Raw genomic sequence first — 25373 nt, forward strand, 5'->3', positions numbered from 1 at the left:
GAAGTGATCTGAGTACGAATACGGATGGGGACTGAGTTGACCTGACGAAAGGGTGAAGATCACGGATGGGGCGCTGCCCCTCCGTTTGGACCTGTAGTCAACCTTCTCTGAGGTATGTCATGCGTAAGTTAGGAACAGCTGCTGCGGCACTCCTGGTGGCCGGTGCCGGCCTGGTGGCCACGGCCGGGACGGCCGGCGCCGCGACCGCGAACGTGGACAAGGCCACCTCGGCCGCCGCCTGTTCGACCGCCTGGGGCAGCGGCGTCAAGTCGGCCACGGGCTCGGACACCAAGCCGCTGAGGAACATCACGACCAGCCAGAGCACCTGCTACGACCGCATGGTCTTCGACGTCAAAGGCGTGAGTGGCAAGGTCGGCTACCACGTCGGTTACGTGGCCAAGTTCCATCAGGACGGCTCCGGCGAGCAGATACCGGTCACCGGCGGCGCGATCCTGCAGATATTCGTGTCCGCGCCGAGCTACGACCCGGCGACGACCAAGCCGACGTACGCCGGGAAGGCGGGCAAGCCGCTGCCGGGCGTGAAGATCACCGGATACAAGACGTTCAGGGACACCAAGTTCGGGGCGAGCGTCGAAGGCCAGACCCAGATCGGCCTGGGCGTACGAGCCAAGCTCCCCTTCCGAGTGCAGCAGTCCGGCGACAAGCTCATCGTGGACGTCGCACACACCTCGTAAGGCAACGCTGTGGGCTGCCCGGTCGCACCTCCGGCCGGGCAGCCCACCCGCACGGGGACACGCTCGAAGGCACGGCGGTCGTGGAGCTCGCATGGAGCTGAGGAGCCGGACGTCGTGCCGCCCGACGCTGGGGCCGGGGTAGCGGAGTTCTGTCCCGACGACGGTCTTTCGCGCTCGGATCGCATCGATATGGACCACCCCGTACACGACTGGCGGCGCCGCCGGGCAACTGCTCACCGGGCTCTGACCGCGGGCCACCACCCTTGCGGGAATCGGCGATGCTCCGTCTCACCCGCCGTGCGTGTTCCGTCGCAGGATCTCGCGCGCGAACTTCTCCGCTCGTTCCGCGTTGGACATGATGTGAGACTGCCGCCTGGGCCACCACGTCAGTTCCACGAGAAAGAACGTGACCACCAGCCACGACATCCCTGTCTCCCAGGCTGAGCCGGTGAAGGTGTCGGTGAACGCAAGGGCCACGGCCAGTGCGGCGAAGAGCAGGACCACCCAGACGCGACCCTGTTCCCGGGCGGCCCGCAGACCGTCGCTGTAGTCGATGACTGCGGGCGCCAGTCGGGTATCACCGATGTCCTCACCACGTCGGGTGGCGCGAACCACCGCAACCCGGTCGGCGGAGTCCAGGTCGTCGGCACCGGGCCAGGCTCTGCTCATTCGACGGGACACCCTGATTCCGTAGAAGGTGCTCAGCACCAGGCCCGCCACAATCGCGCCCATCCATGATCTCGACTCGGCAAGCACCCATGCACCGAGGAAGAGACCGACTGGAAGGCCGATGCTCACTGCCCTGCAACCCGGAGTGCCTCGCCATGCCCAGCTCGGGACCGCCATCACAGATTCATGCTGGCGGTCGACTGTCCGGGGAGCAATCACCCACACCGGCGGCGCCGGGAACACCGAGGTTCGCCCGGGGATCTCCTCCGCAAGTGCGCACCGGGTGAACCGGCCCGCCGGGTGCTCAGCCGTCGTTGGTGGCAAGGGGCCGGTTCTGCGGCCGGGCCAGAGCGAAGCAGACCAGAGTGATCAACGTACGGCCTTGAAGGCGTCCACGCTCCGCAGCTCGATACGCGTCAGCTCGCTGAACAGGGCCCTGAGGGAGCTTTCGATGCGTTCCAGTTTGTCGACCGGCAGCCGGAGTTTCCGGGCGATGCGCCCGGGGGATGAGCCCCCGTGCCAGGCGATCACCACGGTGCCCCCGGGACGCACCACACGGTGCAGTTCGCGTAGTCCGGCTTCCAGGTCCGGCCAGATGGCCACGTTGTTGACCGAGACGACACGGTCGACGCTCTGATCGGCAAGGCCGGTGCGGTCCGCCGTGCCGAGGCTCAGGGTGACGCGGCCTGCGCGGACCGCACCGTGGTTGGCCTTGGTTGCGGCGTCCCGCATCTCCGGGGACGGGTCCACGCCGAGGACGGCAGCGGCCGGAGTGCGAGTGGCCAGCAGCCGTACCAGTCCGCCAGGCCCGTACCCCACCTCCAGCACCCGGTCGTGAGGCTGGACGTCCAGGATGCCGAGCACGTCGTGCTGGTCCCGGCTGTTGGTCCACAACATGAACCGTCCGGCAGCCCGCCCGCGCATGCCGGACGGGCGGGCGAACGGTGAGGTGACAGGCCGGCCCGTAGCCCAGGAAGCCGGATGGGAGTCCATACGGACAGACTGGCTCCCCCACCCCGCCAGGAGTCAAACAGGGCTGAGCCGTCCGGGCGGCCCTCGGACAAGCGCTGCCATGCCCCGGACGAGGATCCGTAACCCTCGGACGTTGGCCCAGCGCCGGAAGCAGGCCGTGGTACGCCTGCTCGCAGGAGGGCACTGTCAACCGTTCGGTGTAACTCCCGATCAAGGAAGAGCCGCCGCCGGAAACGCGATGCGGGCCGGGACCTCAGGGACCCCCCGCCCTGGGCACCGCACTCGTGCTACCTGCCTTCCAGCGCCGTCACCAGCTGAGACAGGTTGCCGCTGGCCACGATGAGGGCAAGGTGGTCGTGGTAGTCCCGGCTGCTGACGATCAGGCCGTCGCGGACCCGCAGCACCTGGATGTTGGAGGCCTCGAAGGTCCGTCCGGTCAACCGGTGGTGCACGTGGTAGTCGAACTCGGCGACGATCACCTCCGCGTCGTCGGTTTCCCGGACGACCATGTTCGCCGGGGTCAGCTCCACGGGCGAACTTGCGGAGACTTGAGCGAACCGCTCCTTGAGTGCGGCCCGCCCCTCGACCCGGCGCGGACCGACCGGCTCGAAGACGGTCTCCACTACGGCGTCCTCGGCATAGAGCTCGGCCAGTTCCGTGAACCGCCCCGCGCTGATGCCCTCGATCAGCTCCTGGAAGACCTCGCGCGGTGACAGCGTTTCAGGCATGACAAACCTCCGGTGGGATCCACGGCTAGAATCGGACCAGCGACTCCGCTTACACGATACGGACTGGAGACTCCGGTTGTCCAGGGTGGTTCTGCCGTCGCCGGCGAAGGGATGGGAGAGAGATGGGTGGCGCTCAGGAGCGCCCGCTGCGGGCGGACGCGGCCCGCAATCGGGCCAGGCTGCTGGATGTCGCCACGGAGGTATTCACCGCCCGCGGCGTGAGCGTGCCGACCGAGGAGATCGCCCGCATCGCCGGGGTCGGAGTCGGCACGCTCTTCAGGCATTTCCCGACCAAGGAGGCACTGCTGGAGGCGGTGATGGTGCGCAGACTGGAGGAAATGGCAGCCCAGACCGCGCAGCTGGCCGCCGAGGCCGGGCCCGCCGAAGCCTTCTTCGCCTGCTTCCGTCTGGTGGTGGATCAGTCCGCGGGCAAGAACGAGTTCGCCCAGGCTCTCGCTGCGGCCGGGGTGAACGTACACGCGTCCTTGCAGGGGCCGACCATGGAGATCCAGACCCGGCTGGCCGATCTGCTGACCGGGGCGCAACAGGCAGGAGCGGTCCGCCCGGAGCTGGGCCTGCCGGAGTTCATCGCACTCCTGGCCGGCGTCGGCAGGGCGATGGAACAGCTCGGAGCGGATCCGGCGCCCCGGGAGCGGATCTTCGAGGTCGTCTTCGACGGGCTGCGGCCGCGCTGAATCGAAGGCGTACAAACCTCCCCCGGAAGTTGCCGAACGGACCGATCCCGCCACAAGCTCTGCGGCGTAGCCTCATCGGCGGGATCGTTCCCTCACTGCACTTGAGGGAGAAGCGGTCGGTCGCCGTTCCGCAACGCGTACCCCACGGCATGCCGTCGCGCCATGGCGGCGCCCTGTGCCCGAGCGCGCTCGAACGCGGCGTTCGGCATGCGGGTCGGAATCTGCAGCGACGAATCGGATGGGGTGGCACCGATCGCCTGCAGCCAGCCACCGCCAACTGTCTTGAACAGTCTCTCCGCGGCCCCGTGCAGGCGCCCGGCTCTCTCGGTGTCGTTCTGCCGCTGAGCCACCGCCGCCAGCCCTTCGAGACAGTGGGCGAAACTCGCGTCGTCGTGGCGTTCACGGTCCAGGGCAGATGTGCGGGCGTGACGGCGAGCTCTTCCTGGATGCTCGGCAGTGCGATGTTCACGGACGAGTCGTCCAGCAACTGCACGAGCTGGGCCGGCGCGATCACCAGCGGCGGGACCATCTCACTGCCGGCTTGCGCCAGTTCCTTGATGCCGGGGATTCCGTGTATCGCGGGCGTATCGAAAATCGCATACGCCACCGCAACGGCCCTCCGTCTCCAATGGGGGCATGAACCACAACGCATCCCTGTCAGCACCGCCCCGCCGCACGCGCAGGATCGTGCTCCTCAGCCTGGCGATCCTCGGCATGGCGAGCGCCGCGTTCGTCGTGCGGGGGCCGCTCACGATGGCCGCTCCGATGTGCACGGCCGGGCGGTGGCACGGCTGCTTCGGTACGTTCAACGGTGTGGTGCTCATCACGATGGTCGCGCTGCCGTTGGCCGCGCTGGTGGTGTGGCCTCTGGCGCGCCGTCGGCGTGCCGCCGGCGTCACATCGGCGTGGCGGATGTCGCTGGCCGAGGTGGGCATGGTCCACGGGACGGTGCCGTTCCTATGGATGACCATGATGCCGGGCGCCGGGGCCGGGACCGTCCCCGGCCGGGTGAGCCTGGTACCGCTGCGGGACCTGCTCACGATGGGGCCGCTCGGGATCGTCGGCAACCTGCTGATCTTCGCGGCGCTGGGGTTCTTCGCCCCGATGCGGTTCGCGGCGCTGGCGTCCGTGCCGCGGATCCTGGCGCTCGGTGCGGGCTGCTCGGTCCTGGTCGAAACCGCACAGTACGTCATGCGCCTGGACCGGGTGTCCTCCGTTGACGACGTACTGGTCAACGCCGCCGGCGCCGTGCTCGCCGCGCTGGCGTCGCGCCGCTGGTGGCGCACTACGGCGGAAGCGCCGTCGGACGACCCTCGCCCCGCACCCGCACCCGCACCCGCACCCGCACCCGCACCGGCACCGGCACCGGCACCGGCACGCTGAGTCGTGTGCCCGGTGTGCACACGTCTTTGCATACGTCGGCGATATGTTGTGTTGCCTAGGCTTCAGACATGCGCGTACTGATCGTGGAGGACGAGCCCTACCTGGCAGAAGCCGTCCATGACGGTCTGCGGCTGGAGGCGATCGCCGCCGACATCGCCGGCGACGGCGACGCCGCCCTGGAACTGCTCAGCGTCAACTCCTACGACCTTGCGGTCCTCGACCGCGACATCCCCGGCCCCTCCGGCGACGAGGTCGCCCGGCGCATCGTCGCCTCCGGCAGTGGCATCCCGATCCTCATGCTCACCGCCGCCGACCGGATCGACGACAAGGCTTCCGGGTTCGAGCTCGGCGCCGACGACTACCTCACCAAACCGTTCGAGCTGCGGGAGCTCGTCCTGCGGCTGAGGGCGCTCGACCGCAGACGCGCGTACGCCCGGCCCCCGGTCCGCGAGATCGCGGGCCTGCGCCTCGACCCCTTCCGCCGGGAGGTCTTCCGCGACGGACGCTACGTCGCGCTCACCCGCAAACAGTTCGCCGTGCTCGAAGTCCTCGTCGCCGCAGAAGGCGGGGTCGTCAGCACCGAAGAGCTGCTGGAACGGGCCTGGGACGAACATGTCCACCCCTTCACCAACGCCGTCCGCATCACCGTCTCCGCACTGCGCAAACGGCTCGGCGAACCATGGATCATCGCTACGGTGCCGGGTGTCGGCTACCGCATCGACACCGGCTCCACCGGCCCCGACACCACCCGCCCCGGCGGTACGCATGCATAGACGCCCAGGGCTCAGCGTCCGACTGAAACTCACCCTCAGCTACGCCGGGTTCCTCGCCGTCGCCGGCGCTCTCCTGCTGGCCGTGGTGTGGGGGTTCCTGTTGCGCTACGTACCCGACACCCCCAAGGGCCTTCTCGGGATCGCGCCCAACCGCTACCTCCTTGTGCGCACCTTCGCCCCCGCCGCGGCGGTGGCGATGGTCTTCCTGCTCGTGTTCGGCCTCGTCGGGGGATGGATCCTCGCCGGCCGGATGCTCGCACCGCTCACACAGATCACGGCCGCGGCACGCATGGCCGGGAACGGATCGCTGTCCCACCGGATCCGCATGGAAGGCCGCCAGGACGAATTCCGTGAACTCGCCGACGCGTTCGACACCATGCTCGAACAACTCGAGTCGCACGTCGCCGAGCAGCAGAGGTTCGCCGCGAACGCCTCCCACGAACTGCGCACCCCGCTGGCCATCTCGCAGACGCTGCTCGACGTCGCCCGCAGGGACCCCACGCGGGACCAAGACGAACTCTTCGAACGCCTGCAGGCTGTCAATACGCGCGCGATCGACCTCACCGAGGCCCTCCTGCTGCTCAGCCGCAGCGACCGCGGGAACTTCAACCGCGAGAGCGTCGACCTCTCCCTCGTCGCCGAAGAGGCCGCCGAAACCCTGCTCCCCCTCGCCGAACAGCGCGGGATCACACTCGACGTCACCGGCGGAGCGACACGGACCAGCGGCTCCGCGGAACTCCTGCTGCGGATAGTGACGAACCTCGTCCAGAACGCCATCGTCCACAACCTCCCCGCCGGCGGCACCGTGACGGTCCACACCGAAGCGCAGGGCGACGCGAGCGTGGTACGGGTCGAGAACACGGGTCATCCGCTCACACCGGAACTGGTGCCGACCCTCACCGAACCCTTCCGGCGCGGAACGGAACGCGTACGCACCGACGAACACGCCGGCGTCGGCCTCGGCCTTGCCATCGTGCACAGCATCGTCCACGCCCACGACGGGACCCTCGACCTCGTCCCCCGCCCCGCCGGCGGTCTCCTCGTCACGGTCCGGCTTCCCAGCACGCCGTGAGCAAATCGCTTCCAGATCCTCATGGGCGGGAGCCCTTCAAAGCCCAGCGGATTGCTTTTTCGGGTGCCAGTCCGCCTCAGCCCAGTCGTACTCCACGAACTCGTCGGGAATCTGCACACAGGGGGCGTAGACGCTGATGAACAGAGTCGTAGTCGAGTCGTTCCACCGCACGTCGACCTGATCGCCGCCTGCCGGGTTTTCGAATCGGAAGCCCAGTTGGCGGGAGGTTGCGCCGGCACGGTCGCCTTCCTGGGTGAGTTTCCAACCCTGCTGCACCAGTTGCCGGCGCACGCGCCGCTGCGCGTCTCGGGCGGTGGCTTCAGGGATGTCGGCCACGCTCCAATCGAGACCGAAGCTGCGGACGTCGCTGCGTGCCTCGTCGATGTGGGCGATGCTCCTCAGCCCGCGGTAGTAACAGGCGCCGGTATCGACCCTGCCCGGATCCGCGGCGTACTTTTCGGGCAGCGCGAAGCCGTCATACACCTCGTCGGACCGGGCCTTGAGCCGTTGCGCGACCGCGTCAGGGTCGGCCGAAGGATACGGCGCGCCGTTCCACACGACGTTCCCGGCCACCACGGCAGCGACTGGCAGCGCCACCACCACAAGCCCCGTGACGGCATACAGGACGGACCTCCCGGAGACCCGGGCTCTACGTAGACGACTCTTGAGCATGCATGCGACGGTAGGCGCCGGCATTGCGCGACGCATGAGTAGCCGTACCCGGGAGAGTCCTGGAGCCGTGCGGGCGGCACCTGACCGGGAGCGGCGTCGACGCCAGGTGAGGAACTGGGTGAGGGAGGCGGGGACCGCCGCCCAGCCGCGCCCGCTGGACTTCACCAGGCCCTCGGCGAGCTCGTCCTCTCCATCGCCGGCGGTCAGCCGCGCACATGCAGCCCGAAACCCGTGCGGCCCGCGGGCTCCAGTCCCTCCTTCAGCTGCAGCGAGGGGATCTCGTAGTCGCCGAAGTTCTGCTGCAGGAACGCGATCGGCTCGGTCGACTCCAGGGTGAGGAGTCGCTGCTCCCATGCCTTGGCGACGTCCGAGTAGTCCTCGCCGGTCATCCGGTCGGTGCCGTACAGCACGAACGGCGGCAGCACCTCGATGCCCGGGTAGTAGAGGATGCCGTGCTGGATCGGGAACAGCAGAAGGTGCTGTGTTCCTCCTTCCAAGCAGGCAGTTCGATCTGGCCGCGTTCGCGGCGGTGCGGGATGACCAGGCCGGTGCCCCGGTAGCCACCGTCCGCGATGACCGTGGTCCGGCCGACGGCGGCCTTCGCACCGGACAGTTCCCCTTGCAGTCGTTGCGGTTGCCGGTGACCGGCCGGCAGACGACGAGTCGGGTGTCAGCGTCGATGACGACCGGTTGGTTGGTCGAGTACCGGTAGTTCTTCGACTGCTCGGCAACCGTGTGATCCCGCGTGGGGACCAGGGCCCCGTCGACAATCAGCACGGCGTCCTTTGCGGCGCGTTGGAGCCACCTGCGCGAGCCCGTGTCACCGGCATCTCGTAGGCTCCCGGCCATGAGCGATGGGGAATCCGGCAGACGGGTCATAGACGGGCGCTTCGAGCTGGAGGCGCGGCTCGGTGGCGGCGGCATGGGCATGGTGTGGCGGGCGCGCGATCTGGTCCTGGACCGGGCCGTGGCGCTCAAGGAGGTGCGGCCGCCCGATCCGGGTCTTGCCGAATACGACCCGCAGGGCGCGGCGATGCTCCGGGCCCGGGTTCTGCGCGAGGCACGGGCGCTCGCCCGTGTCGACCACCCCAATGTGGTGACCATCCACCACGTGGTGGACGGCGGGGAGCACACCTACCCATGGCTCGTCATGGAGTTGGTGACCGGCGGATCGCTCCAGGACCGGCTTGGGAAGGGGCCGCTGACGCCCGTCGAGGCCGCCCGGCTCGGCCGCGAGGTGCTGGCCGCGCTGCGCGCCGCGCACGACGTCGGCATCCAGCACCGGGACGTGAAGCCCGCCAACGTCCTGATGAGGCCCGACGGACGTCCCGTCCTGACCGACTTCGGCATCGCGGCCATCAGGGAGTCGACCGCCCTGACCGCGACCGGGTCCGTCATCGGCACGCCCGACTACATGGCGCCCGAGCGCATCTCCGGCGACGAGGGCGGCCCGGGCTCCGACCTGTGGTCGCTGGCGATGATGCTGTACGTCGCCGTCGAGGGGCATCACCCGCTGCGCAGGGGAACCACCCTCGCGACGTTGGCGGCCGTCCTGAGCGAGGAGCTTCCGCCGCCCCTCCAGGCCGGAGTGCTGACCGGCTTCCTGAGCACCGTGCTCGTCAAGGACCCGGCCGCCCGGGCGGACGCGGAGACCGCCGACCGGTTGCTCGCGGAAGCGGCCGCGGGCCGGGACACGGCCCCGACTGCTCCGAGCGCTCTGGACGGGGCGCGCGGGCCGGGCGGGGCCACCTCGTACCGGTTGCCTCCTCCGCCGGGACCGACGACCGCACCCTCCGCACCGTTCGCACCGGCCGGGTTCGGACCCCCGGCGGGCTTCGGGCCGCCGATCGGCTTCGGACCGTCGGCACCGCACGACGCCGTGCCCGTTCCGGTCGGGCCGCCGACCCCCTACCCGATCGGCCCCACACGGCCGACGCCGCCGCGACCCGGCGGCCGTGCGAAGCGCCGGGTCGCGATTGCCTCGTCCGTCGTCGGGACCGTGCTGGCAGGAGTCCTGGTGTGGACTCTGCTGCCTGACGGAGGCGACAAGGACCGCGAGACGGCAGCCAATCCACCCGGCTCGTCCTCGACCAGGACCAAGGACCCGACTCCCGCACCGCCCACAGCGTCCCGCTCGGCGCCGGCGCCACAGGCAGACGCGAAGACCGATCTGCTCACCCCGGACGGCATCCGGACGGCGGTGAAGGAGATCAAGGCCACGACCGGCACGAACCGCGCATGCGACTTCACCGTCTATCCGGACTACGTGTCCGCGGAGATCATGGTCAAGGGCAGCGACACCAAGTACGACAGCTACACCTACCGCCCGGGCCAGGGCGTCCAGAAGGGCATCATCAGCAGCGCACTGATCGGCGGCGACCGCCCGTTCAGCCTGGATGACTTCGACTGGGACGTGCTTCCCGCCCTGCTGAAGCGGGCGGAGAAGGACCTGAACGTGAAGCGGCCGACCATGCGTTACGTCCTGGTCCGCCCTGCCGACGACACGTTCGACACCCCGCTGGGACTGGCCGTCTATCTCGCCGACGACCACGTCACCGGCTATCTGGATGCCGATCTGAAGGGCAAGGTGACCCGGGTGATGCCGGCCCAGAACTGACCGGCCTGTCGGCTGGGCCCGGCGGCGTGGTCGACGAACGCCGCCCGGGCCCTGGGGGCCATGGTGAAGACCGGGCCCTCGGGTTCTTGGAGTCGTGGACGTGGACGGTGTTGGGCAGACGGCGACCTCAACGCAGTCGCTGCGCTGGAGCTGCTGTACGAGGACTTGCGTCACCCGTGCCGGTGAGGTGGCGTCGTGGCTCAGCGGACGGGAACTCCGGTGAACGCGTGCGCGTCGATGAATCCCGGGGACGACGACGCAGCCATCCAGTGCCCTGATGTCCGGGCTCTCCGGGGATCTGCCGGGCTCAGACGGGGCCCGGCGGCGCGACACTCCTTGACGCGACGGCGGTGACGTTGTGCGCCGGCTCACGGTTGCTGTCACCCCGGGCCACGCCAACCTGCGAGTCCCCGTGAACGAGGCCCCCATAGTTGTCACTGGCGAAGCCAGGTACTGGTCACCAGCCAGTGCGAAGCAGGCAGTTGTCACCACCCAACCTCGCGAAGCGCCGCGCCGGCTTGTGCAGACCGCGCCGGGCGGGCAGATGGGCGCCCGGTCAAGCGACCCTGCAGAGGCCGCCTTTCGATGACAGGATGACCGTCGGGGAGCGGATCGGATGAGGTCACGGGGGCATGAGTGGCACGCACCATACGTGAGGCGCTGGACGATGTGCCGTGGGAGCGGCTGGAGTCGGCGCTCGGGCATGACCCCGCCCTGGAACTGCGGCGCGCCCTGCGGGGTTTGGCAGACACTACCGGGCGCTCCTCCAGGACGAAACGATCCGGTCCGCGATCGACGACGTCCTCGCCCTGCCCTGACGACCGGCCTGCGAGCGTGCCGAAACCGAGCCCGGTGCCTGACCCGGTCCAGGCCGTGTACGAGACTCCCGGGTGATCCGCCGCGAAGCTCGGGCGGGCCCTGGCTGAACGCACGCTGCGGCGTAGGCGTCACTGAGCCGGCTTGCACTCCTCGGCGTAGCGGGCCAGCCCTTCCGCCATGCCCTGCATGAACTTCTGGAGGTAACGCGGCATGACCCAGCCCAACAGCCAGCTCGTCTCGTACTGGCCGTACCAGTGGATGACCGTGCCTGAGCTCGCTGTCGGCTTCAGCTCGATGCGCGCGTGATAGTTGTGCATCGACCGATTGAACGCGTCTTCGTAGGCCAGGAGGCGTCGCTCGACCTTCTCAGTCAGCCGCTCCCCGGTCACGACGCGTCCCGTCCGGAAGGCTCGGACGGCGCCGACGCCGTCGTCGCCGCCGGGGTCGAGGTCGACCGACTGGGTCGTATCCAGACTGTCCACCTTGGACCACAGCGGCCAGCTTGCGGCGTCGACCAGCAGGTTCCAGACGACTTCCGGCGAGGCGCAGGTAGTCACTGTGACGTCGTATTTGTGCATGGTAGAGGGCTCCTGTGAGTGGATGCGGGCGGCGTCCCCGGCCAAGAAGACGCGGTCGAGCGGGCGGTCAAGCACACATTGATCGGGTGGAGCGAAAGTCAGTCGGCGAGCTGGATGGTGACGACCGATAGCGGGGCCAGGGCCCGGCGTGCGGCACGTCCACCGCCCGTACGATCACGTGTTTCGGTCCTGGAACAGGTGGATCAGCGGCCGGTCGTGCCGTCGATGAGTTCGCGGAGGATGTCCGCGTGGCCCGCGTGCCGGCCGGTTTCCTCGATCATGTGGGTGAGTGCCCAGCGGATGCTGGGAGCGGGGCGGTCCGGCCGCGGTCGGGGAACCGGTGCGCCGAGATCGGTGCACCCGTCGAGAACGTCGTTCGCGCGCTTGACCGCGTCTCGGTAGCGGGCGACGACATCGGCCACGCTGTCCGCCGGTGCGGCTTGGAACGTCGCCTGCCAGTCGGTGACGTCGTCCCCTAGGAACATCGAGCGCTCGACGAAAGTCAGGTGGTGGAGCAGGCCGAGCAGGTTCGTGCCCGACGGCACCGCGGCTGTTCGTACCTGCGGTTCGGGGGCGCCGTCGACCTTCGCGGCGATCGAGGTCCGGAGGTAGTCGAGGAATCCGCGCAGGACCTCGGTCTCGTTGCTTGCGGTCCGGGGCGGCGGAGTGTCGCGGCGGTGGTTGCGGCGCGTGGTGCTGGGCACCGTGGTCTCCCTTCCTTTGTCGGGGGCGGGTGTCGGCCGCCGTGTCAGGCCGTGCGGCGGATGAGGAGGACGTGGTCGGTGACCTCGGCGGTGCGCCCGTCCGGTCCGGTCGCGATCCGGCGGGGTGCGTCGGCCCGTTCGACCGTCCATGTCTGCGGGGCCAGGTCGATACCCGCGGCGACTTCCCGCGGGCTCGGGTAGCGGATGTCGGGATCCTGGTTCCACGACCACGGCGCGGCCGAGCCGTGGTCGACGACCAGCAGCCGCCCGCCCGGCCGCAGTGCGTGCGCGGCCGAGCGCAGGACGGTTGCCCGGTCCAGGTCAAAGGGGGTGTGCAGGTAGTGGGTGCAGACCAGGTCGAATTCGCCGGGCGGGAAAGACTTGTGCAAGTCGGCCCGCACGGTGGTGACGCGGTCGCCCAGGCCGTGTGAGCGGGCGAGGGCGGCGAACCGCTCGACCGCCACGGCCGAGATGTCGACGGCGGTGACGTGCCACCCCAGGCGGGCGAGCCACAGCGCGTCGCCGCCGTCGCCGCATCCGAGGTCCAACGCGTCACCGGGTGGCAGGCCCGTCACCAACTCGGTGAGGCGGGCATTCGGCTGCGGGCGGCCGGCTGCCGGTCGGGCCGCGTAGACGCCGTCCCAGAACGCGACCGCATCGGTGGTGCTCATCAAGGCTCCTTGTGTCGGTATGCACTCAGTCTTGCCAGGCACCCCACGACCTGGCACGGAATCTTGCGGTTACGGCAAGATGGCTTGATGGATCGCAAGACGGACGACGACGTGCTCGACGCGGTGGGGCCGCGCCTTCGCGCGCTGCGTCGTGACCGTGGCATCACCCTCGCGGACCTCGCGGCGACGACCGGCGTGTCGGAAAGCACTCTGTCCAGGCTGGAGAGCGGGCTGCGCCGGCCAAGCCTGGAACTGCTGCTGCCGCTGGCTCGTACCTACGACGTTCCCTTGGACGACCTCGTCGGTGCCCCGCGCACTGGCGACCCCCGGATACACCTCAAGCCGATCAGGCGGTTCGGGATGACGTTCGTGCCCCTGTCCCGGCGACCGGGCGGGGTGCACGCGTTCAAGATGATCATCCCCGCCCCGCCGGAACCACTCGAACCGACCCCGCAGACCCACGAAGGCTTCGAATGGCTCTACGTGCTGGGCGGACGCCTGCGGCTCGTGATCGGCGAGCGCGACCTGACACTGCCGCCCGGTGAGGCGGCCGAGTTCGACACGTCCCTGCCCCACTGGCTGGGCAGCGCCGACGGCGGCGTGGTTGAGCTTCTCGTCCTGTTCGGCCTGCAAGGGGTGCGTGCGCACGTACGCACCGACCCTCATCGCTCGCCGCGGGCCGAGAGCCGACGGTGAACTCGGCGAGACATTCTGTATGCGCGTCGGTGACGCCGGCCTTTTGAGGAAGACGGCCGGGTCGTGTTCGCTGTAGGCGACGCCCGGGGATCTCACGCCGAGCAGCTGGCCACACCGATCGACAACGGGCCGCGGCCTCCCCGGTGACAACAAGGCCTGCCTATGTGACAGCTATCGTGCTTCGGCTCGCACGTGCGCATCGCTCAGCACGTCGGGTGTACGCGTCTACAGCTCGATGTCGATGTAGTCGACATCGGTGAACTCGACCTGCAAGCCATGGGCGCGGCGGCCGTGGTCCTTGAAGTAGATCTCCTGAAGGCCCTCGGCTGCGATGTCCAGCAACTGCCGTTCGGTGGCGCCCTGTTCCTGGGCTTCGAAGAGGCGGGCGGCGTACTGCGGGGGCAGGGCCTGGGTGAGGTGGCGCAGGCGGGCGTCGTCGGTGCTGCCCGGGGCGGCGGTGTAGCCGAAACGCGCGCGGGTGTCGATGACGATGCCGCCGGTGGTGGCCGCGGCCTTCTTCGCCTTGGCTCGGATCTGCGGCTGCCACCGCTTGCGCACTTCTGTCTCGAGGCGTGCGGCGAGGGCTTTGCGGGGGTGCTTGATCTCGTTCTTGACGTACCGCTCCACCGTGCGGATGTCGATGCCGAGCAGGCCGGCGACCGCCCGGGTGCCCTTGAGTTTCTTGACCAGGTAGCGCATCTGCGCGGGCGCGGACTTCGGGATCGGGCGTGTGAATGCCCCCTGCACCGCTTTGTCGAGGCTGTCGGCGAGCTTGCCCACGGTCTACTCCCCGCTGTCCATGGTGGGGGTGAGGTTGCCGTCCTTGATGTAGCGGGCGAGGTTGAGGCCTGGGCCGTGCTCTTCTCGTGCGCCTTCGGCCCACAGGGTGGTCTGGGTGCCCTCGTGCTTGACCATCCCCGGCGAAACGCCGAGGCGGAAGCCGCCCGGCAGCGGCTTGCCGCCCTCGTACGGGAGGAAGTCCAGGGGGCTGGGGCCGTCGGAGGCGTACACGGCGCAGTCGGACAGGACCGCGACCGGGTACTGGCCGGTGGCCGCCGCCGTCTTGAGCATCTTGCGGTGCATGTTGGTGCGGGCCTTGGAGATCACGGCGGCGCGGATGTCGGGCCGCCACGTCGGCCGGGCCAGCGCCGGCCACGGCTGACCGGGCCGCCAGCCGCCGCCTCTGGGGCGCTCGCGGAGCTTGCCGATGCCGCCCTTGACGGTGGCTTTGATCGCCGCGAGGACGACCGCCATGCCCGGGTCGGTCCGCTTGTGTACGGCCATCGCCTGAAGGAACGCTTCGGGGGCCATGTGGGTGCTCACGCCGAGGTCGGCCATGGTGGCGATGTAGGCGTCGCGCAGCCGCTGGTACCAGGCGTCCAGGTAGCGGCCGTTGTCGGGGCGGATGTACGCCTCGACGGGCGTCACGGTGTGGCCGAGCTCCACCGCGTACGCCACGGTCGGGGTGGCGTACCACGCCGGGCCGGTCGGCCGCTCGCCCGTGGGGGTGAACGGCGACGGAAGGTGCTCGTCGAGGTCGATGTGGGAGAGGTCCACCAGCCACGAGCCCGGCATCTTGGGATCGAAACCGGGCTTGTTCACGTGCACCGGGGCGCCCAGGCCGACCACGGTGCCGTTGGCCGCCGCGGCAAAGGCCATGTTCACGTCGATGCCGACCACGAACCGCTTCGCGCACTCCTCATCGGTCAGCGGCCGCGCCCAGTCGTACGCCTCTTCCACCAGGACCTCACCCGGGGTGCGCTCGTAAAAGCGCGGCAGGTGAGCGAGCAGCGGGTGCCCGTCCGGGGCCTCGCACGGTGCACACTGCACCGGGTCTTTGCCGAGGGAGCCGGGGTTGTGTTCGCTGTGCCGCCTCCCGTTCTGGTCCGGCTCGCTCGCCCGCGTGGGCGGGTGCAGGGCGGTCATCAGCTCCAGGCCGTTCACGGCCGTGGAGCCGCGCGGGGTCAGCACCCGATGCGCGTAGGTGCCCAGGAGCTGGGCCAGTTCGGCGGGCGGCAACTGCGCCGCGTCGCCCCAGGAACGGGCATCGAGCGCGTCCCAGCCCAGGATGCACAGCTGGACGCAGGAGCGCTTGCCGCCTTCGGCGGGGCGGTAGATCCGCGCCCATGGACCGAACCCGCGCCGGGTGAGCTGCCACTCGGCCGTGTCCAACTGCTTGAGGACCTTGTGTCCTTCGGGCAGCCGTCCCGCCCGGCGCTCGGTATCGCTCAGCCGGGCCGGCAAGCCGTAGCGGACAGCGGCCGCGTCGGTGAGGACCAGGACCGGGTCGGCGTCCTTGCCGTGGCGGCTGAGCCGGTGCGCACCGAGCTGCGCCTCGGCGAGCGTCCACTCCACCAGGGACGAAAGAGACTTGGCGGGCACGTCCTGCACCAAGCCCCCGAGGCAGTAGGCGACGGCCTTTCCGTCGGTGTCGGCGTCGATGACCGCGAGCGGCCCGTGGGCGAAACGCGTGTCGACGGCGGCCGTGGCCGAGCTGGGCTTCGGCGCCGTCTTCTTCATGTCCGCGGTGCCAGGCGCCGGCGGAAGCCCCGTAGTGTCCGCGAGCCGGGAAGAGGCGGAAACGAGGTGTGGCCGGGTGTGCTGAGCGGTCGTCACGGCCTCGGGATCTGCGGACCGCTGACGGGCTTGTGCGGGGGCGACTCTTCGTGGCGCGGGTGCTGCGGGGGCGTTGGGGGGCACGGGTAGCGCTGTTTCCGGCGCAGGTTCGGCGGAAGGGGCCGGGAAGCGGGAGGCGAGGCCGTCCAGGAGCCGCGCGTAGGCGGCGCGCTTCGGCGGCCGGGGCTCCGTTCTGCCCGACTCCCAGTTGCTGACCGACTCACGCCGCGCTTTGAGTGCCTTCGCGATCTGGTCCTGGCTCAGCCCGGCCGCTTCCCGCAGGCGCTTACGCTCGGCAGGAGGCGGCAGAGGGTCCCGGGCAACCTGCTCCAGCAGGGCATCGACCGCGCCGAACAAGGTCTCTTCGTCGTTGGACAGGGGAACCACCTCCTCCCCCCAGCCTAAAGGAATCACTCGCAGATTTCACGTGGATTCAACAGAGTCTCGCACATGGATTGCACGCAGCGCCTACTTACGGGGTAGCGCAGTCGTCGGGAGGGCGATGCCCTGTCGCGCGCGAAGGTTGAGCAGTCTCACCGAAGGCTGATCGCTGGGCCTCCGCTTCATCGATGGCTGGTTGACTGACTACGGCCCCGCGACACGGTGGCGGCCCGGGTCACTCGGTGCGGACGCGCTGCCGCCGTAGAAGATGAGAGTCGGCTGCGGTCAGAGAGTGAGTAGTCGGACGAGCAACACCACCGACGTGCCCGCTGTGAACACCGACCCCAGCACGGTGAACAACACGTCGACCGTCGCTACGTCCCAGCCCTGGATCGCAAACCGGCGGGGATCTTCCGGATCGTATCGGACCGTGACCAAGGTCCCCACGCCGAAACCGCCTCCGACGGAACCGCGACCAAACCTCGATGAGTACTCGCACTCACGGCCGTCCGGGGTCGTCCAGGCTGCGACCGGGTGGTAGAACGTGGCACCTTCGTCGCCTCGACTGACATCGTGGCGGACGATCCGACCCTCTGCGGTGACACCTGTGCGACGGAGCGCGCTGGCGCGGCGGAGTCCGTACACGCCGAAGCCGAGGAACACCACGCCAATCGTCAGCGGGATGAGCGAGAAGAGCCATTCGCGTTGCATGTCTTGTCCGACGCGTGCGTGGGGGTGTCGGTTGCGCATCCGAGCTCCGACGGAGATCGAACAGCTACTTGAGCACGTCGGAAAAGCTCATCCGCACCGCGACCACCGCGCCGGATGCATCCAGGTCGGCCGACACGGGGAAGTAGCCATCGCCCCAGCTCGTCATCGCGCAGAGCAGTCGGGCATCACCGATATCCACGGCTCCGGCCTCGAATTCGGAGGCACGAACCTGCCGCATGACCTGCCAGTGACGGGAATGCGGCCGGAAGTCCACCATCAAGCGGCGCCCGGTCTCCTCCTTCCACCTCAGCACAGCGCGAGCCTTCTCCACCGCCTCCGCCACGGCCAGCCCAGTCCACCCGCGGACACCGTCCTCGCCGGGCTCGCCCAGTTCCCCTGCTGCGAACGTCTCGGCGGCTTCGTCAGCGGCAGCACCCCAGAATGCGACGTCGGCCAAGCCGTCCACAGGCTCGTTGTGCTGCCAGGCATTCAAGGCATCGGCATCGCCGAAGAGCACCCGGGCCCAGTCGACGCCGACATAACCCAGCGGCACGGATGACTCGGCCCGGCCTTCGCTCAACCGGACCGATATCTCAGACCAGCGCGGACCGACACCGTCGCCGGAATCAACTCGCGAAGCCAGCACTGGCAGATGCCGGTCGCAGGGCACCCCACCCACCGCGACGACAGGCACCCCGAACATCAGGAAACTGCCGCCGCCCTCAGCGGCAGTCCGGCGCACCCGCTGGGCATGTGGTTCGCGGCTCGGCAACGCCTCCAGACGGGCGTCCAGGCCTGAGGCCCGGCAGTGCTCCTCGAACATCGCCCCAAGCTCCGATGCCCGGGAGGCCGGGATGTCATGGAGCATTGCACCTGGCTGCCGGTCGAAACTGCGGACCGCTGCCAAGGCGTCCGGGCCGACTACAGCGAAGTCGACCGAGTTGAGGACATCGTCAGCCATCGCCGCGTCGTCAATGCCGAGCAGAGCGGGATCGATCTCCACCGGCGACCGCTTTCCGCTCCACAACCCAAGATGACCGCCATCGATGACGACCAGGGTCCCCGGCGGACAGGTGATCTCACCGAGCCTGAGGATCTCTTCCATGGCGTGGGAGTCTATGGCCGCTCCTGCGGCCAGGAGCAGGCGGACCGGGGCAGTGGTCTCAGCCGTCAAAGGGTGTCTGACAAAGATCACGTTGTGCAGCAGATTTCCTCCAGGGAGGAAGGGCCACTGCATGTGGGAAAGTCACGTGTGTGATCAACCAGGATGGCGGCTCGAGCCGTGAACTCGTACTCGTGGGTGGATTGAGGGCTGCGGATGTGGTGCTCGTTCATCGCGAGGCGCTGCGCGTGCTGCGCTTTGGCATCGACACGGCCCACCTCGACGCCTACAGCGACGATGCCTGGCCACAGGAGGTGCTGCACTCGTACGAACGCGCGCTGTCCCTGGCCCGGGAGGCGGTGGCGGATGGCACTCGCTCCCCGCACGCCGATCCCGGGATGGGGATCGACATCGACGTCCGCGACGACGCGCAGTTCGAAGTGTTGTTGGACTTGGCTCCCTACACAATCCATGCCGAAGGCCGGCGAGGGAACCGACAGGTCTTCAGCGCCAGTGACTCGGGAACTTCCCTGTGGATTGCCGTCACCGAGGGACAGGAGACAGAACTCCTGGCCCGACTGGACGCGCTGGGGATCCCACCAACCGCGCTTGCCGTCCAGCCACGCGGTCGCTGAGGCGAACCCATGATGCGGGCTCGCGAGACCACGGGATCAGAGCGGCGTCACCAGCCTCGCGGAACTGGGTGCCCCTCGAGCCGGCCCCGCCGCCGTCCAGGTCGATGCCCCACGTCGCCTCCTCGCCGAGGGAGAGAACGTCGGCCCGGCATCCACCTGAGCACCTGAGCAAAATGGGAGGTGCCTCCGGCCGGCGCGGGAAGCAATGCCTCGACTTGACGGTGCCCGTGCGCACACCGAGCAGGGCGGCGGCGGTGCGCTCATGCCGGGCACCCCCGGCGGGTCGGTTGGCGGATGAGTTTGAGATCCTTCTCCTCATGAGCACCCCACCAGACGGATTGCCTGTCTACCGAGTCTTGACCGGCCCGGACGACGCCGCCTTCTGCCAGCGTGTGAGCGAAGCGATTGGCCTTGGCTACGAACTGCACGAAGGCCCCGCCGTCACCTTCAACGGTGAGAACGTCATCGTCGCCCAGGCGCTGGTCTGGCCGGCACTGCCGTAGCGACTTCGGGAGAGCGGTGGTTGTGATCGGCCCGTGACGTGAGGAAGGCCGTACGGTTGGGCGAGTTGTGAGACAGGCCGCCCATGAGTCGGCGCTGCGTGAGCGTCGCGGCGGGGACCGGCGGCGCGGCGCCGGAGCCGGCCCCAGCAACGGCTGTTGTTCGCCGACCGGCTCCTGGTCACGCTCTTGTACCTGCGCCGGCACTGCCGCACGTCGCGCCGGCCAAGTTGTACGGGGGTGGACCGAACCACCGCCTCGGGCGCCGTCCGGCAAGTCCGCCCGTTGCTCGCGGCACGCGTATTTGCCGTCCCGGACGAGCCCGGAGTGTGTCTGTGTTCTCTGGCGTGGTTCGCTTCAACCTCCCCATTCTCAATTCGGCTGGCTGAGCCGCTGATAACGATGGGCCCGCGGTGTTGGCCGGCAGCCGAGTGGGCATCGCCTGGGCCCGACGCACGGGTCGCGGTCTCCAATGGGAGTGCGACGTGGTCGCAGAAACACAGAGCAGGTTCGGTCACCGCCGATGCGCCGGATCTCCGAGACGACGTCCGACGGACAGGGAAAGGTGCGCGGCCATCACTCCCCGACTGCATCACCTTCGGCCGGCCGAGCAGGGCATCGGCGAGGCCGTCGAGCATCGAGCCGGCGTTGCTTCCGGTGCCGGAGGGGCGGGCGAGCTCGGCGACGCGGGCGTGTACCTCGGTGAGCGCGCGGGCGGCGGTGGCGTGGTCGGGGCCCCCAACCATCCCGGACACGCAGTTCATTTGACAGGCGCCCCTCTAGATGCGTGACTACCAGTTCCGTTATTGTCCATCCCGCCAGGAGTCGTCATCCGGCCGCATTCGCCCGTCACGCCGGAACGGCACTGACCGCTGACCTGAACGGCCGCGCCGCGGCCTTGCCCTGTCACCGCTGCGATCCCACCCACTTCGAGGGAGCCGCTATGCCCACGCTTGGCCTCCAGGACAACGTTCTGGCCCGCATGGAGGGCGCCGCGCTGGAGCGCGAGCTGGGTACTCCGATCGTCGGCATCCCTCGCGCCGCGCTCCACCGACTGCTTCGCGAGGCTCTGCCGCCCGAGTCCCTGGTGATCGGGGCTGAAGTGACATCCCTCGACCGCTCCGACCCTGACCGGGTGCGGATACCTCTCGGGGACACCGTTCACGACGCGGATCTGGTCGTGGCCGCCGACGGCATCAACAGCCGGGTGCGCGCCCACCTCTTCCCTGACCACCCCGGCCCCGCCTACAGCGGGTCGACCGTACTGCGCGCCATCACCGAGCGCCCGGTCGATCTGCGGACCGACTTCGAACTGACCTGGGGGCAGGGCGCCGAGTTCGGCCACATCGCCTTCACCGACGACCGCGCCGAGTGGCACGCCGTGCTCAACACGCCTGCCGGCGTGCGCTACCAGGACCCCCTTGCCGAGATGCGGCGCCGGTTCGCCGACTGGCACGACCCGATCCCCGCGCTGCTGGACGCGACCCGGCCCGAGGCCGTCCTGCACCACGACATCAACGAGCTGACCATCCCCCTGTCCACCTACGCGGCGGGCCGCATCGCCCTCCTTGGCGACGCGGCCCACGCCATGACGCCGAACCTCGGCCAGGGCGCCTGCCAGGCATTGGAGGACGCGGCCACACTCGCCGCCGCACTCGTCACCGAGCCCACCGTCGAGTCGGCGCTGACCCACTACGACGCCGTGCGCCGCCCCCGTAGCCAGTCCGTCGCCCGCGCAGCCCGTCAGGCCGGCCGCATGGGCCAGCAACTGACCCACCCGCTGGCCATCGCCCTGCGCAATACGGGGCTCCGACTGGCGCCGTCCCGCGCGATCCTCCGCACCATCCTGCGCCATGCCGACTGGACACCCCCGCCACTGAGCTGACCGGCACATGTGGCTTCGGCGCAGAGTTCACATCCGGCAGGGCTGAGAGGCGGCATCCCGGTCGCGAGACGGCCGTTGTGTCAGTCCCGTACAAGCACTCAGTCGACGGCGCCCGGGAGCCGGGCGATGACGCCGGACAGGTCGGTGCCCGCAGGGAGCGTGCCGAAGGCCAGCCCGCGGTCGCCGGCGAGCCGTGACGTGCAGAAGGCGTCCGCCACCGGGGCCGGGGCGTGGCGCACGAGGAGGGAACCCTGCAGCACCAGAGCCATGCGTTCGACCAGGCGGCGGGAGCGAAGCGCCGCGTCGTCGGTGAGCGTCAGCTCGCCCCTCAGCTGCCGCCAGGCGTCGTCCAGCCGGGAGTCCGCCCCGCCAGCGGCTTCGATCTCGGCACGGAAGGCGTCCAGCGAGTCGGGCTCACGGGTCAGGGCGCGCAGGACATCGAGGGCGTTGACATTGCCCGAGCCCTCCCAGATGCCGTTGAGCGGGGCCTCCCGGTACAGCCGGGGCATCCCCGACGCCTCGTCATAGCCATTGCCGCCGAGGCACTCCAGGGCTTCGGCGACCGCTGCGGGCTGCCTCTTGCACACCCAGTACTTGCCGACCGCCGTGGCCAGCCGCAGGAACGCCCGCTCCTGCGCATCGCCGCGCTGCGCCCGGTCGGCCGCTCCCGCGACCCGGAGGGCGAGGGTGGTCGCCGCTTCGGACTCGAGCGCGAGGTCGGCGATCACGTTGCGCATCAGCGGCTGGTCGATCAGCTTGGCGCCGAACACGGAGCGGTGGCGGACATGGTGGGCGGCCTGCGCCAGTGCGGTGCGGATGCCGGCCGCGGAGCCCAGGATGCAGTCGAGGCGGGTCATCGTGACCATGTCGATGATGGTCCGCACCCCGTGCCCCTCCGGGCCGACCAGCCAGGCGACGGTGTCGTCGAACTCGGGCTCGCTGCTGGCGTTGCTGCGGTTGCCGAGCTTGTCCTTGAGCCGCTGGATACGGAACGTGTTGCGGCTGCCGTCCGGGAGCACCCGGGGCACCAGGAAGCAGGACAGCCCGCCCGGGGCCTGCGCCAGGACCAGGAACAGGTCGTTCATCGGGGCGCTGGTGAACCACTTGTGGCCGCGCAGCCGCCAGGTGCCGTCCGGCTGTTCGGTGGCGGTGGTGGTGTTGGCGCGCACATCGGTGCCGCCCTGCTTCTCCGTCATGCCCATGCCTGCGAGTAGTCCGCGCTTGCTCGCGGGCGCGCGCAGACCGGGGTCGTACACACGGCTGGTCAGCAACGGCTCGTACACCGCCGCCAGTTCCGGTGCGGACCGCAGGGCGGGAACGACCGCGTAGGTCATGGACACGGGGCAGCCGTGGCCCTGTTCGGCCGAGCTCCACACCATGAAGCCCGCCGCGCGCGCCACGTGTACGCCAGGCCTGTCGTCGGCCCAGGGCGCGCCGCCGAGCCCCTCACGGATCGCCACGTCCATCAGCGCGTGGTAAGAGGGGTGAAAGTCCACCTCGTCGATCCGGTTGCCGTATCGGTCGTGGGTGCGCAGCTCCGGCTCGTGGCGGTTGGCCTCCTCGGCCCAGCGCTGGACCTCCTGCGATCCGGCCAGGCGGCCGACGCGGTGCAGGTCGTCGGCGTACCACTCGGCGCCCTCGCGCCGCACTCCCTCCAGCAGCACGGGGTCGTCGGCGACGTCGTGACCGACCAGCGGCGGTGCCTGGTTGGTCACCTCATGCGTGCGCGCGCTGGGGTTGCTGCGCGGTGCGGCGTCCGCGGCTGCGGTCACGTCTGCGCTCGCGGTTGCGTTCGCGGTCACATTCGCCGCGGCGTCCGCGTCTGCGCTTGCGTTCGCGGTCACGTTCGCCGTGGCGGTCACGTCTGCGGTTGCGGTCATCGGAGTCCTTGGAGTCGTAGGAGTTCAGTCGGCGGGCGTTGCGCCCGCGCAGCGCAGGGACATCGCCACCAGCTCGATGATCAGGTGGTCGGCGGCGGCGCCCTCGGCGGGAGCCGACAGCGGGTCCACCAGCACCTCGCCGATGGCGCCGGTCAGTGCGGCGGCGGTGACCTCGGGGTCCTGGGCGGGGAGCAGCCCGGCGCCGATGCCCTCGCGGATGACCTCCGCGAACACTTCGCGGTACCGGCGCCGGAACCTCAGCCGCTCCTGGCCCACCGCCGGCTCGGCCGGGGCTGCGAGCAATGCGTAAGCCAGGCCACGGGACTCCATGGCGCGGCGGGCGAACACGTCGACTCCGAACGCGAGCCGTTCGACCGGGTCACCGCTGCCCTCGCGGAGTACGTCGCTGAGCACTTCGACCTCCCGCCCGGACGCGCGGCGGAAGACCTCCACGGCAAGCGCCCCCTTGGAGGCGAAGTGCTGGTAGACCGAGCCGACCGAGATCCCGGCCGCGGCGGCGACCGCGGTGACGGAGGCATTGGCCCAGCCCACGTCGGCGACCACGGCGGTGGCCTGTTCGACCAGATGCTCCCTGGCGGCGGCCAGGCGATCCTGCACTGCGGGCGTCTTGCGGTAGGCCATGCAAACAAGTGAACCATCATTCAGAACTTCGCACCAGCCTCCGCACACCCTGAAGCGCAAGGAGCGCACGGGCCCTGTGACGGTCCCCAGAGCCCACGTAGAGCGGCATGCAGACGGCACCCCGCTTCGGCCGGCGATGGCAGCGGACAGCCCGCCGCGGACACGGAGGACGGCACCGAGCCCGACATCGAGCCCAACGAGTGGAGACCCCGGCGCCGCCCGCCGACGGGTCCGCGGAGACCACCGGCGAGGAGTCGTTCGCGATGCCCTGGGACACCACGGAGACCACTCCCGCGTCTGCCGGGCCGACCGTCACCGAGCAGGTCGCCCCGCGCACCGGAGTGGTGAAGCACAACGTCACCGCGCTGGAATCCGTGCGCGACGAGGTCCTCCAGCTGTCGGAGGCGGAACTGCCCGGCGTGGGCGGACTGCACGTCGCGTTCGTGGACGCCGCGGAGAACCGTGGTGTCGTGGAGACCGAGACGGCCGCCCCCGCGGTGTCACGGCTGGTCTCCGCCGTGTGGCGCGCCCCACCGACTTCGGCGGCCGGGACGCGGCGAGGATCCGGCTGTGCGTGGACGGCACCTGCGAGGAGCGGACATCGGGCAGTCCCGACGACCCGTTCGCCTCGCTGCCGGTCCAACTCCCGGACGACATCGGTGCGTCCACCGTGCCGGTGCGCCTCACCGTGACGTCCGCGAAGAGCGGTGACACGGTCGTCGAGGACAGCACCCGGGCCAGGCTGACGGAACAGCACCCCCGGCACCACCGGAGGGACGGGCGCTTCGCGCCGTTCTCCCGCCGCATCGTCGACTGGTCCGCCTCCCGCCAAGGCGACCCAACTCGTCCTGGGATCACTGGAGATGGCCCTGTGGCAGCAGCTGCCACGCCGTTGCCGGACGCTGCTTCGGGCGGGTGTTCCTGCTTCATCGCGCTGTGCGGGGATGGGTCCCCCCACTTCGGGTCCCGCACCCAGCAAAACATGCTCAACTTCCGGGTCCGCGACCTGGATGCGATGCTCGCGCAACTGCGCGCCAAGGGAGCGGACGTGGCCAACGAAACGCAGGACATGGAGGGTGTCGGTCGATTCGGCTGGGTCACCGATCCTGAGGACAATCGGGTCGAGCTGCGTCAGCCCGCCTGACCGCGTCTTCACGCAGGCGGTGACGTGCTGGAGGACCACTAGGTGTTCTGTCCTGGGAGGTTGTGGACGGTGACAGGGGTCACGGCTGATCGATCTTGAAATGGGTGAGGGCCTTCTGGCCTGGTGTGGATTG

Annotated in this window: 24 protein-coding genes and 3 pseudogenes; 12 read left to right on the forward strand and 15 right to left on the reverse strand. The window is 69.6% G+C overall.

All coding sequences use genetic code 11. The annotated features are described in order from the left end of the window. The first annotated feature begins 119 nt into the window (after positions 1–119). Positions 120–695 carry an AMIN-like domain-containing (lipo)protein gene (locus ACZ6ZQ_RS36370; protein ID WP_469772809.1) on the forward strand — a complete coding sequence of 192 codons (576 nt, stop codon included), beginning with the start codon at positions 120–122 and terminating at the stop codon, positions 693–695. Positions 696–983: 288 nt separating this feature from the next. On the opposite strand, the gene ACZ6ZQ_RS36375 is transcribed toward ACZ6ZQ_RS36370, so the two are convergent. The 3 genes from ACZ6ZQ_RS36375 to ACZ6ZQ_RS36385 form a co-directional block, all read right to left on the reverse strand. After that, on the reverse strand, positions 984–1427 hold the full coding sequence (locus ACZ6ZQ_RS36375; protein WP_469772810.1) for a hypothetical protein: 444 nt from the start codon (positions 1425–1427) through the stop codon (positions 984–986). Between the two features lie 306 nt (positions 1428–1733). Next, the gene (locus ACZ6ZQ_RS36380) at positions 1734–2261 is read right to left on the reverse strand and encodes a class I SAM-dependent methyltransferase (RefSeq protein ID WP_469772811.1); all 528 of its coding nucleotides are present in this window, start codon (positions 2259–2261) and stop codon (positions 1734–1736) included. Between the two features lie 362 nt (positions 2262–2623). After that, a complete protein-coding gene (locus tag ACZ6ZQ_RS36385) occupies positions 2624–3064 on the reverse strand; it encodes a nuclear transport factor 2 family protein (RefSeq protein ID WP_469772812.1) in 441 nt (146 codons plus the stop codon). Between the two features lie 122 nt (positions 3065–3186). Here ACZ6ZQ_RS36385 and ACZ6ZQ_RS36390 point away from each other — a divergent pair, with 122 nt between their 5' ends. The 4 genes from ACZ6ZQ_RS36390 to ACZ6ZQ_RS36405 all read left to right on the forward strand — a co-directional run bounded on the left by ACZ6ZQ_RS36390 (position 3187) and on the right by ACZ6ZQ_RS36405 (position 6987). Continuing rightward, entirely contained in the window at positions 3187–3759 is a 573-nt protein-coding gene (locus tag ACZ6ZQ_RS36390; RefSeq protein ID WP_469772813.1) for a TetR/AcrR family transcriptional regulator, read from the forward strand. Between the two features lie 636 nt (positions 3760–4395). Then, complete coding sequence (locus ACZ6ZQ_RS36395) at positions 4396–5142, forward strand: VanZ family protein (protein WP_469772814.1); 747 nt, start codon at positions 4396–4398, stop codon at positions 5140–5142. A gap of 68 nt (positions 5143–5210) precedes the next feature. Then, a complete protein-coding gene (locus ACZ6ZQ_RS36400; protein ID WP_469772815.1) occupies positions 5211–5915 on the forward strand; it encodes a response regulator transcription factor in 705 nt (234 codons plus the stop codon). After that, complete coding sequence (locus tag ACZ6ZQ_RS36405) at positions 5908–6987, forward strand: sensor histidine kinase (RefSeq protein ID WP_469772816.1); 1080 nt, start codon at positions 5908–5910, stop codon at positions 6985–6987. Before ACZ6ZQ_RS36400 ends, ACZ6ZQ_RS36405 begins: the two co-directional genes overlap by 8 nt. Positions 6988–7023: 36 nt before the next feature. On the opposite strand, the gene ACZ6ZQ_RS36410 is transcribed toward ACZ6ZQ_RS36405, so the two are convergent. The 3 genes and pseudogenes from ACZ6ZQ_RS36410 to ACZ6ZQ_RS36420 form a co-directional block, all read right to left on the reverse strand. After that, positions 7024–7659, reverse strand: a complete 636-nt coding sequence (locus ACZ6ZQ_RS36410; RefSeq protein WP_469772817.1) for a hypothetical protein — start codon at positions 7657–7659, stop codon at positions 7024–7026. A 203-nt stretch (positions 7660–7862) separates the two neighbouring features. Beyond that, positions 7863–8132, reverse strand: a pseudogene (locus tag ACZ6ZQ_RS36415) (NAD(P)H-dependent oxidoreductase); the annotation flags it as partial. A 5-nt stretch (positions 8133–8137) separates the two neighbouring features. Next, a pseudogene (locus tag ACZ6ZQ_RS36420) lies at positions 8138–8457 on the reverse strand (transposase); the annotation flags it as partial. A gap of 49 nt (positions 8458–8506) precedes the next feature. On the opposite strand from ACZ6ZQ_RS36420, the gene ACZ6ZQ_RS36425 reads away from it, so the two are divergent. Further along, the gene (locus ACZ6ZQ_RS36425; protein ID WP_469772818.1) at positions 8507–10276 is read left to right on the forward strand and encodes a serine/threonine-protein kinase; all 1770 of its coding nucleotides are present in this window, start codon (positions 8507–8509) and stop codon (positions 10274–10276) included. Positions 10277–11223: 947 nt separating this feature from the next. Here the strand turns inward: ACZ6ZQ_RS36425 and ACZ6ZQ_RS36430 are convergent. From ACZ6ZQ_RS36430 to ACZ6ZQ_RS36440, 3 genes are all read right to left on the reverse strand, one after another. Then, positions 11224–11748: an SRPBCC family protein gene (locus ACZ6ZQ_RS36430; protein WP_469772819.1), complete on the reverse strand. Its 525-nt coding sequence runs from the start codon at positions 11746–11748 to the stop codon at positions 11224–11226. 128 nt (positions 11749–11876) lie between these two features. Beyond that, positions 11877–12377, reverse strand: coding sequence for a DinB family protein (locus ACZ6ZQ_RS36435; RefSeq protein WP_469772820.1), 501 nt, complete (start codon positions 12375–12377; stop codon positions 11877–11879). A gap of 44 nt (positions 12378–12421) precedes the next feature. Next, positions 12422–13048 (reverse strand): class I SAM-dependent methyltransferase, encoded by a 627-nt coding sequence (locus ACZ6ZQ_RS36440; RefSeq protein WP_469772821.1) that lies wholly within the window; start codon positions 13046–13048, stop codon positions 12422–12424. An 87-nt stretch (positions 13049–13135) separates the two neighbouring features. Here ACZ6ZQ_RS36440 and ACZ6ZQ_RS36445 point away from each other — a divergent pair, with 87 nt between their 5' ends. Continuing rightward, on the forward strand, positions 13136–13744 hold the full coding sequence (locus tag ACZ6ZQ_RS36445) for a helix-turn-helix domain-containing protein (protein WP_469772822.1): 609 nt from the start codon (positions 13136–13138) through the stop codon (positions 13742–13744). 225 nt (positions 13745–13969) lie between these two features. On the opposite strand, the gene tpg is transcribed toward ACZ6ZQ_RS36445, so the two are convergent. The 4 genes from tpg to ACZ6ZQ_RS36465 form a co-directional block, all read right to left on the reverse strand. Further along, a complete protein-coding gene (gene tpg / locus ACZ6ZQ_RS36450) occupies positions 13970–14524 on the reverse strand; it encodes a telomere-protecting terminal protein Tpg (RefSeq protein WP_469772823.1) in 555 nt (184 codons plus the stop codon). 3 nt (positions 14525–14527) lie between these two features. Next, positions 14528–16747 (reverse strand): telomere-associated protein Tap, encoded by a 2220-nt coding sequence (gene tap, locus ACZ6ZQ_RS36455; protein ID WP_469772824.1) that lies wholly within the window; start codon positions 16745–16747, stop codon positions 14528–14530. A 279-nt stretch (positions 16748–17026) separates the two neighbouring features. After that, a complete protein-coding gene (locus ACZ6ZQ_RS36460; RefSeq protein ID WP_469772825.1) occupies positions 17027–17452 on the reverse strand; it encodes a DUF3592 domain-containing protein in 426 nt (141 codons plus the stop codon). Between the two features lie 64 nt (positions 17453–17516). Further along, positions 17517–18557 carry a hypothetical protein gene (locus tag ACZ6ZQ_RS36465; RefSeq protein ID WP_469772826.1) on the reverse strand — a complete coding sequence of 347 codons (1041 nt, stop codon included), beginning with the start codon at positions 18555–18557 and terminating at the stop codon, positions 17517–17519. 149 nt (positions 18558–18706) lie between these two features. Here ACZ6ZQ_RS36465 and ACZ6ZQ_RS36470 point away from each other — a divergent pair, with 149 nt between their 5' ends. From ACZ6ZQ_RS36470 to ACZ6ZQ_RS36480, 3 genes are all read left to right on the forward strand, one after another. Continuing rightward, complete coding sequence (locus ACZ6ZQ_RS36470) at positions 18707–19189, forward strand: hypothetical protein (protein WP_469772827.1); 483 nt, start codon at positions 18707–18709, stop codon at positions 19187–19189. Positions 19190–19506: 317 nt separating this feature from the next. Continuing rightward, entirely contained in the window at positions 19507–19692 is a 186-nt protein-coding gene (locus ACZ6ZQ_RS36475; protein ID WP_030612363.1) for a DUF1737 domain-containing protein, read from the forward strand. A 940-nt stretch (positions 19693–20632) separates the two neighbouring features. Then, positions 20633–21574, forward strand: a complete 942-nt coding sequence (locus tag ACZ6ZQ_RS36480) for an FAD-dependent monooxygenase (RefSeq protein ID WP_469772828.1) — start codon at positions 20633–20635, stop codon at positions 21572–21574. Between the two features lie 98 nt (positions 21575–21672). On the opposite strand, the gene ACZ6ZQ_RS36485 is transcribed toward ACZ6ZQ_RS36480, so the two are convergent. Both ACZ6ZQ_RS36485 and ACZ6ZQ_RS36490 read right to left on the reverse strand, forming a co-directional pair. After that, on the reverse strand, positions 21673–23346 hold the full coding sequence (locus tag ACZ6ZQ_RS36485; RefSeq protein ID WP_469772831.1) for an acyl-CoA dehydrogenase family protein: 1674 nt from the start codon (positions 23344–23346) through the stop codon (positions 21673–21675). Between the two features lie 132 nt (positions 23347–23478). Beyond that, entirely contained in the window at positions 23479–24096 is a 618-nt protein-coding gene (locus ACZ6ZQ_RS36490) for a TetR/AcrR family transcriptional regulator (RefSeq protein ID WP_469772829.1), read from the reverse strand. 200 nt (positions 24097–24296) lie between these two features. Here ACZ6ZQ_RS36490 and ACZ6ZQ_RS36495 point away from each other — a divergent pair, with 200 nt between their 5' ends. Then, the gene (locus tag ACZ6ZQ_RS36495) at positions 24297–24788 is read left to right on the forward strand and encodes a hypothetical protein (RefSeq protein WP_469772830.1); all 492 of its coding nucleotides are present in this window, start codon (positions 24297–24299) and stop codon (positions 24786–24788) included. A 254-nt stretch (positions 24789–25042) separates the two neighbouring features. Further along, positions 25043–25240: pseudogene (locus tag ACZ6ZQ_RS36500) on the forward strand (VOC family protein); the annotation flags it as partial. Positions 25241–25373 lie beyond the last annotated feature (133 nt).

It is taken from the genome of Streptomyces sp. NPDC053673 (assembly GCF_055585225.1).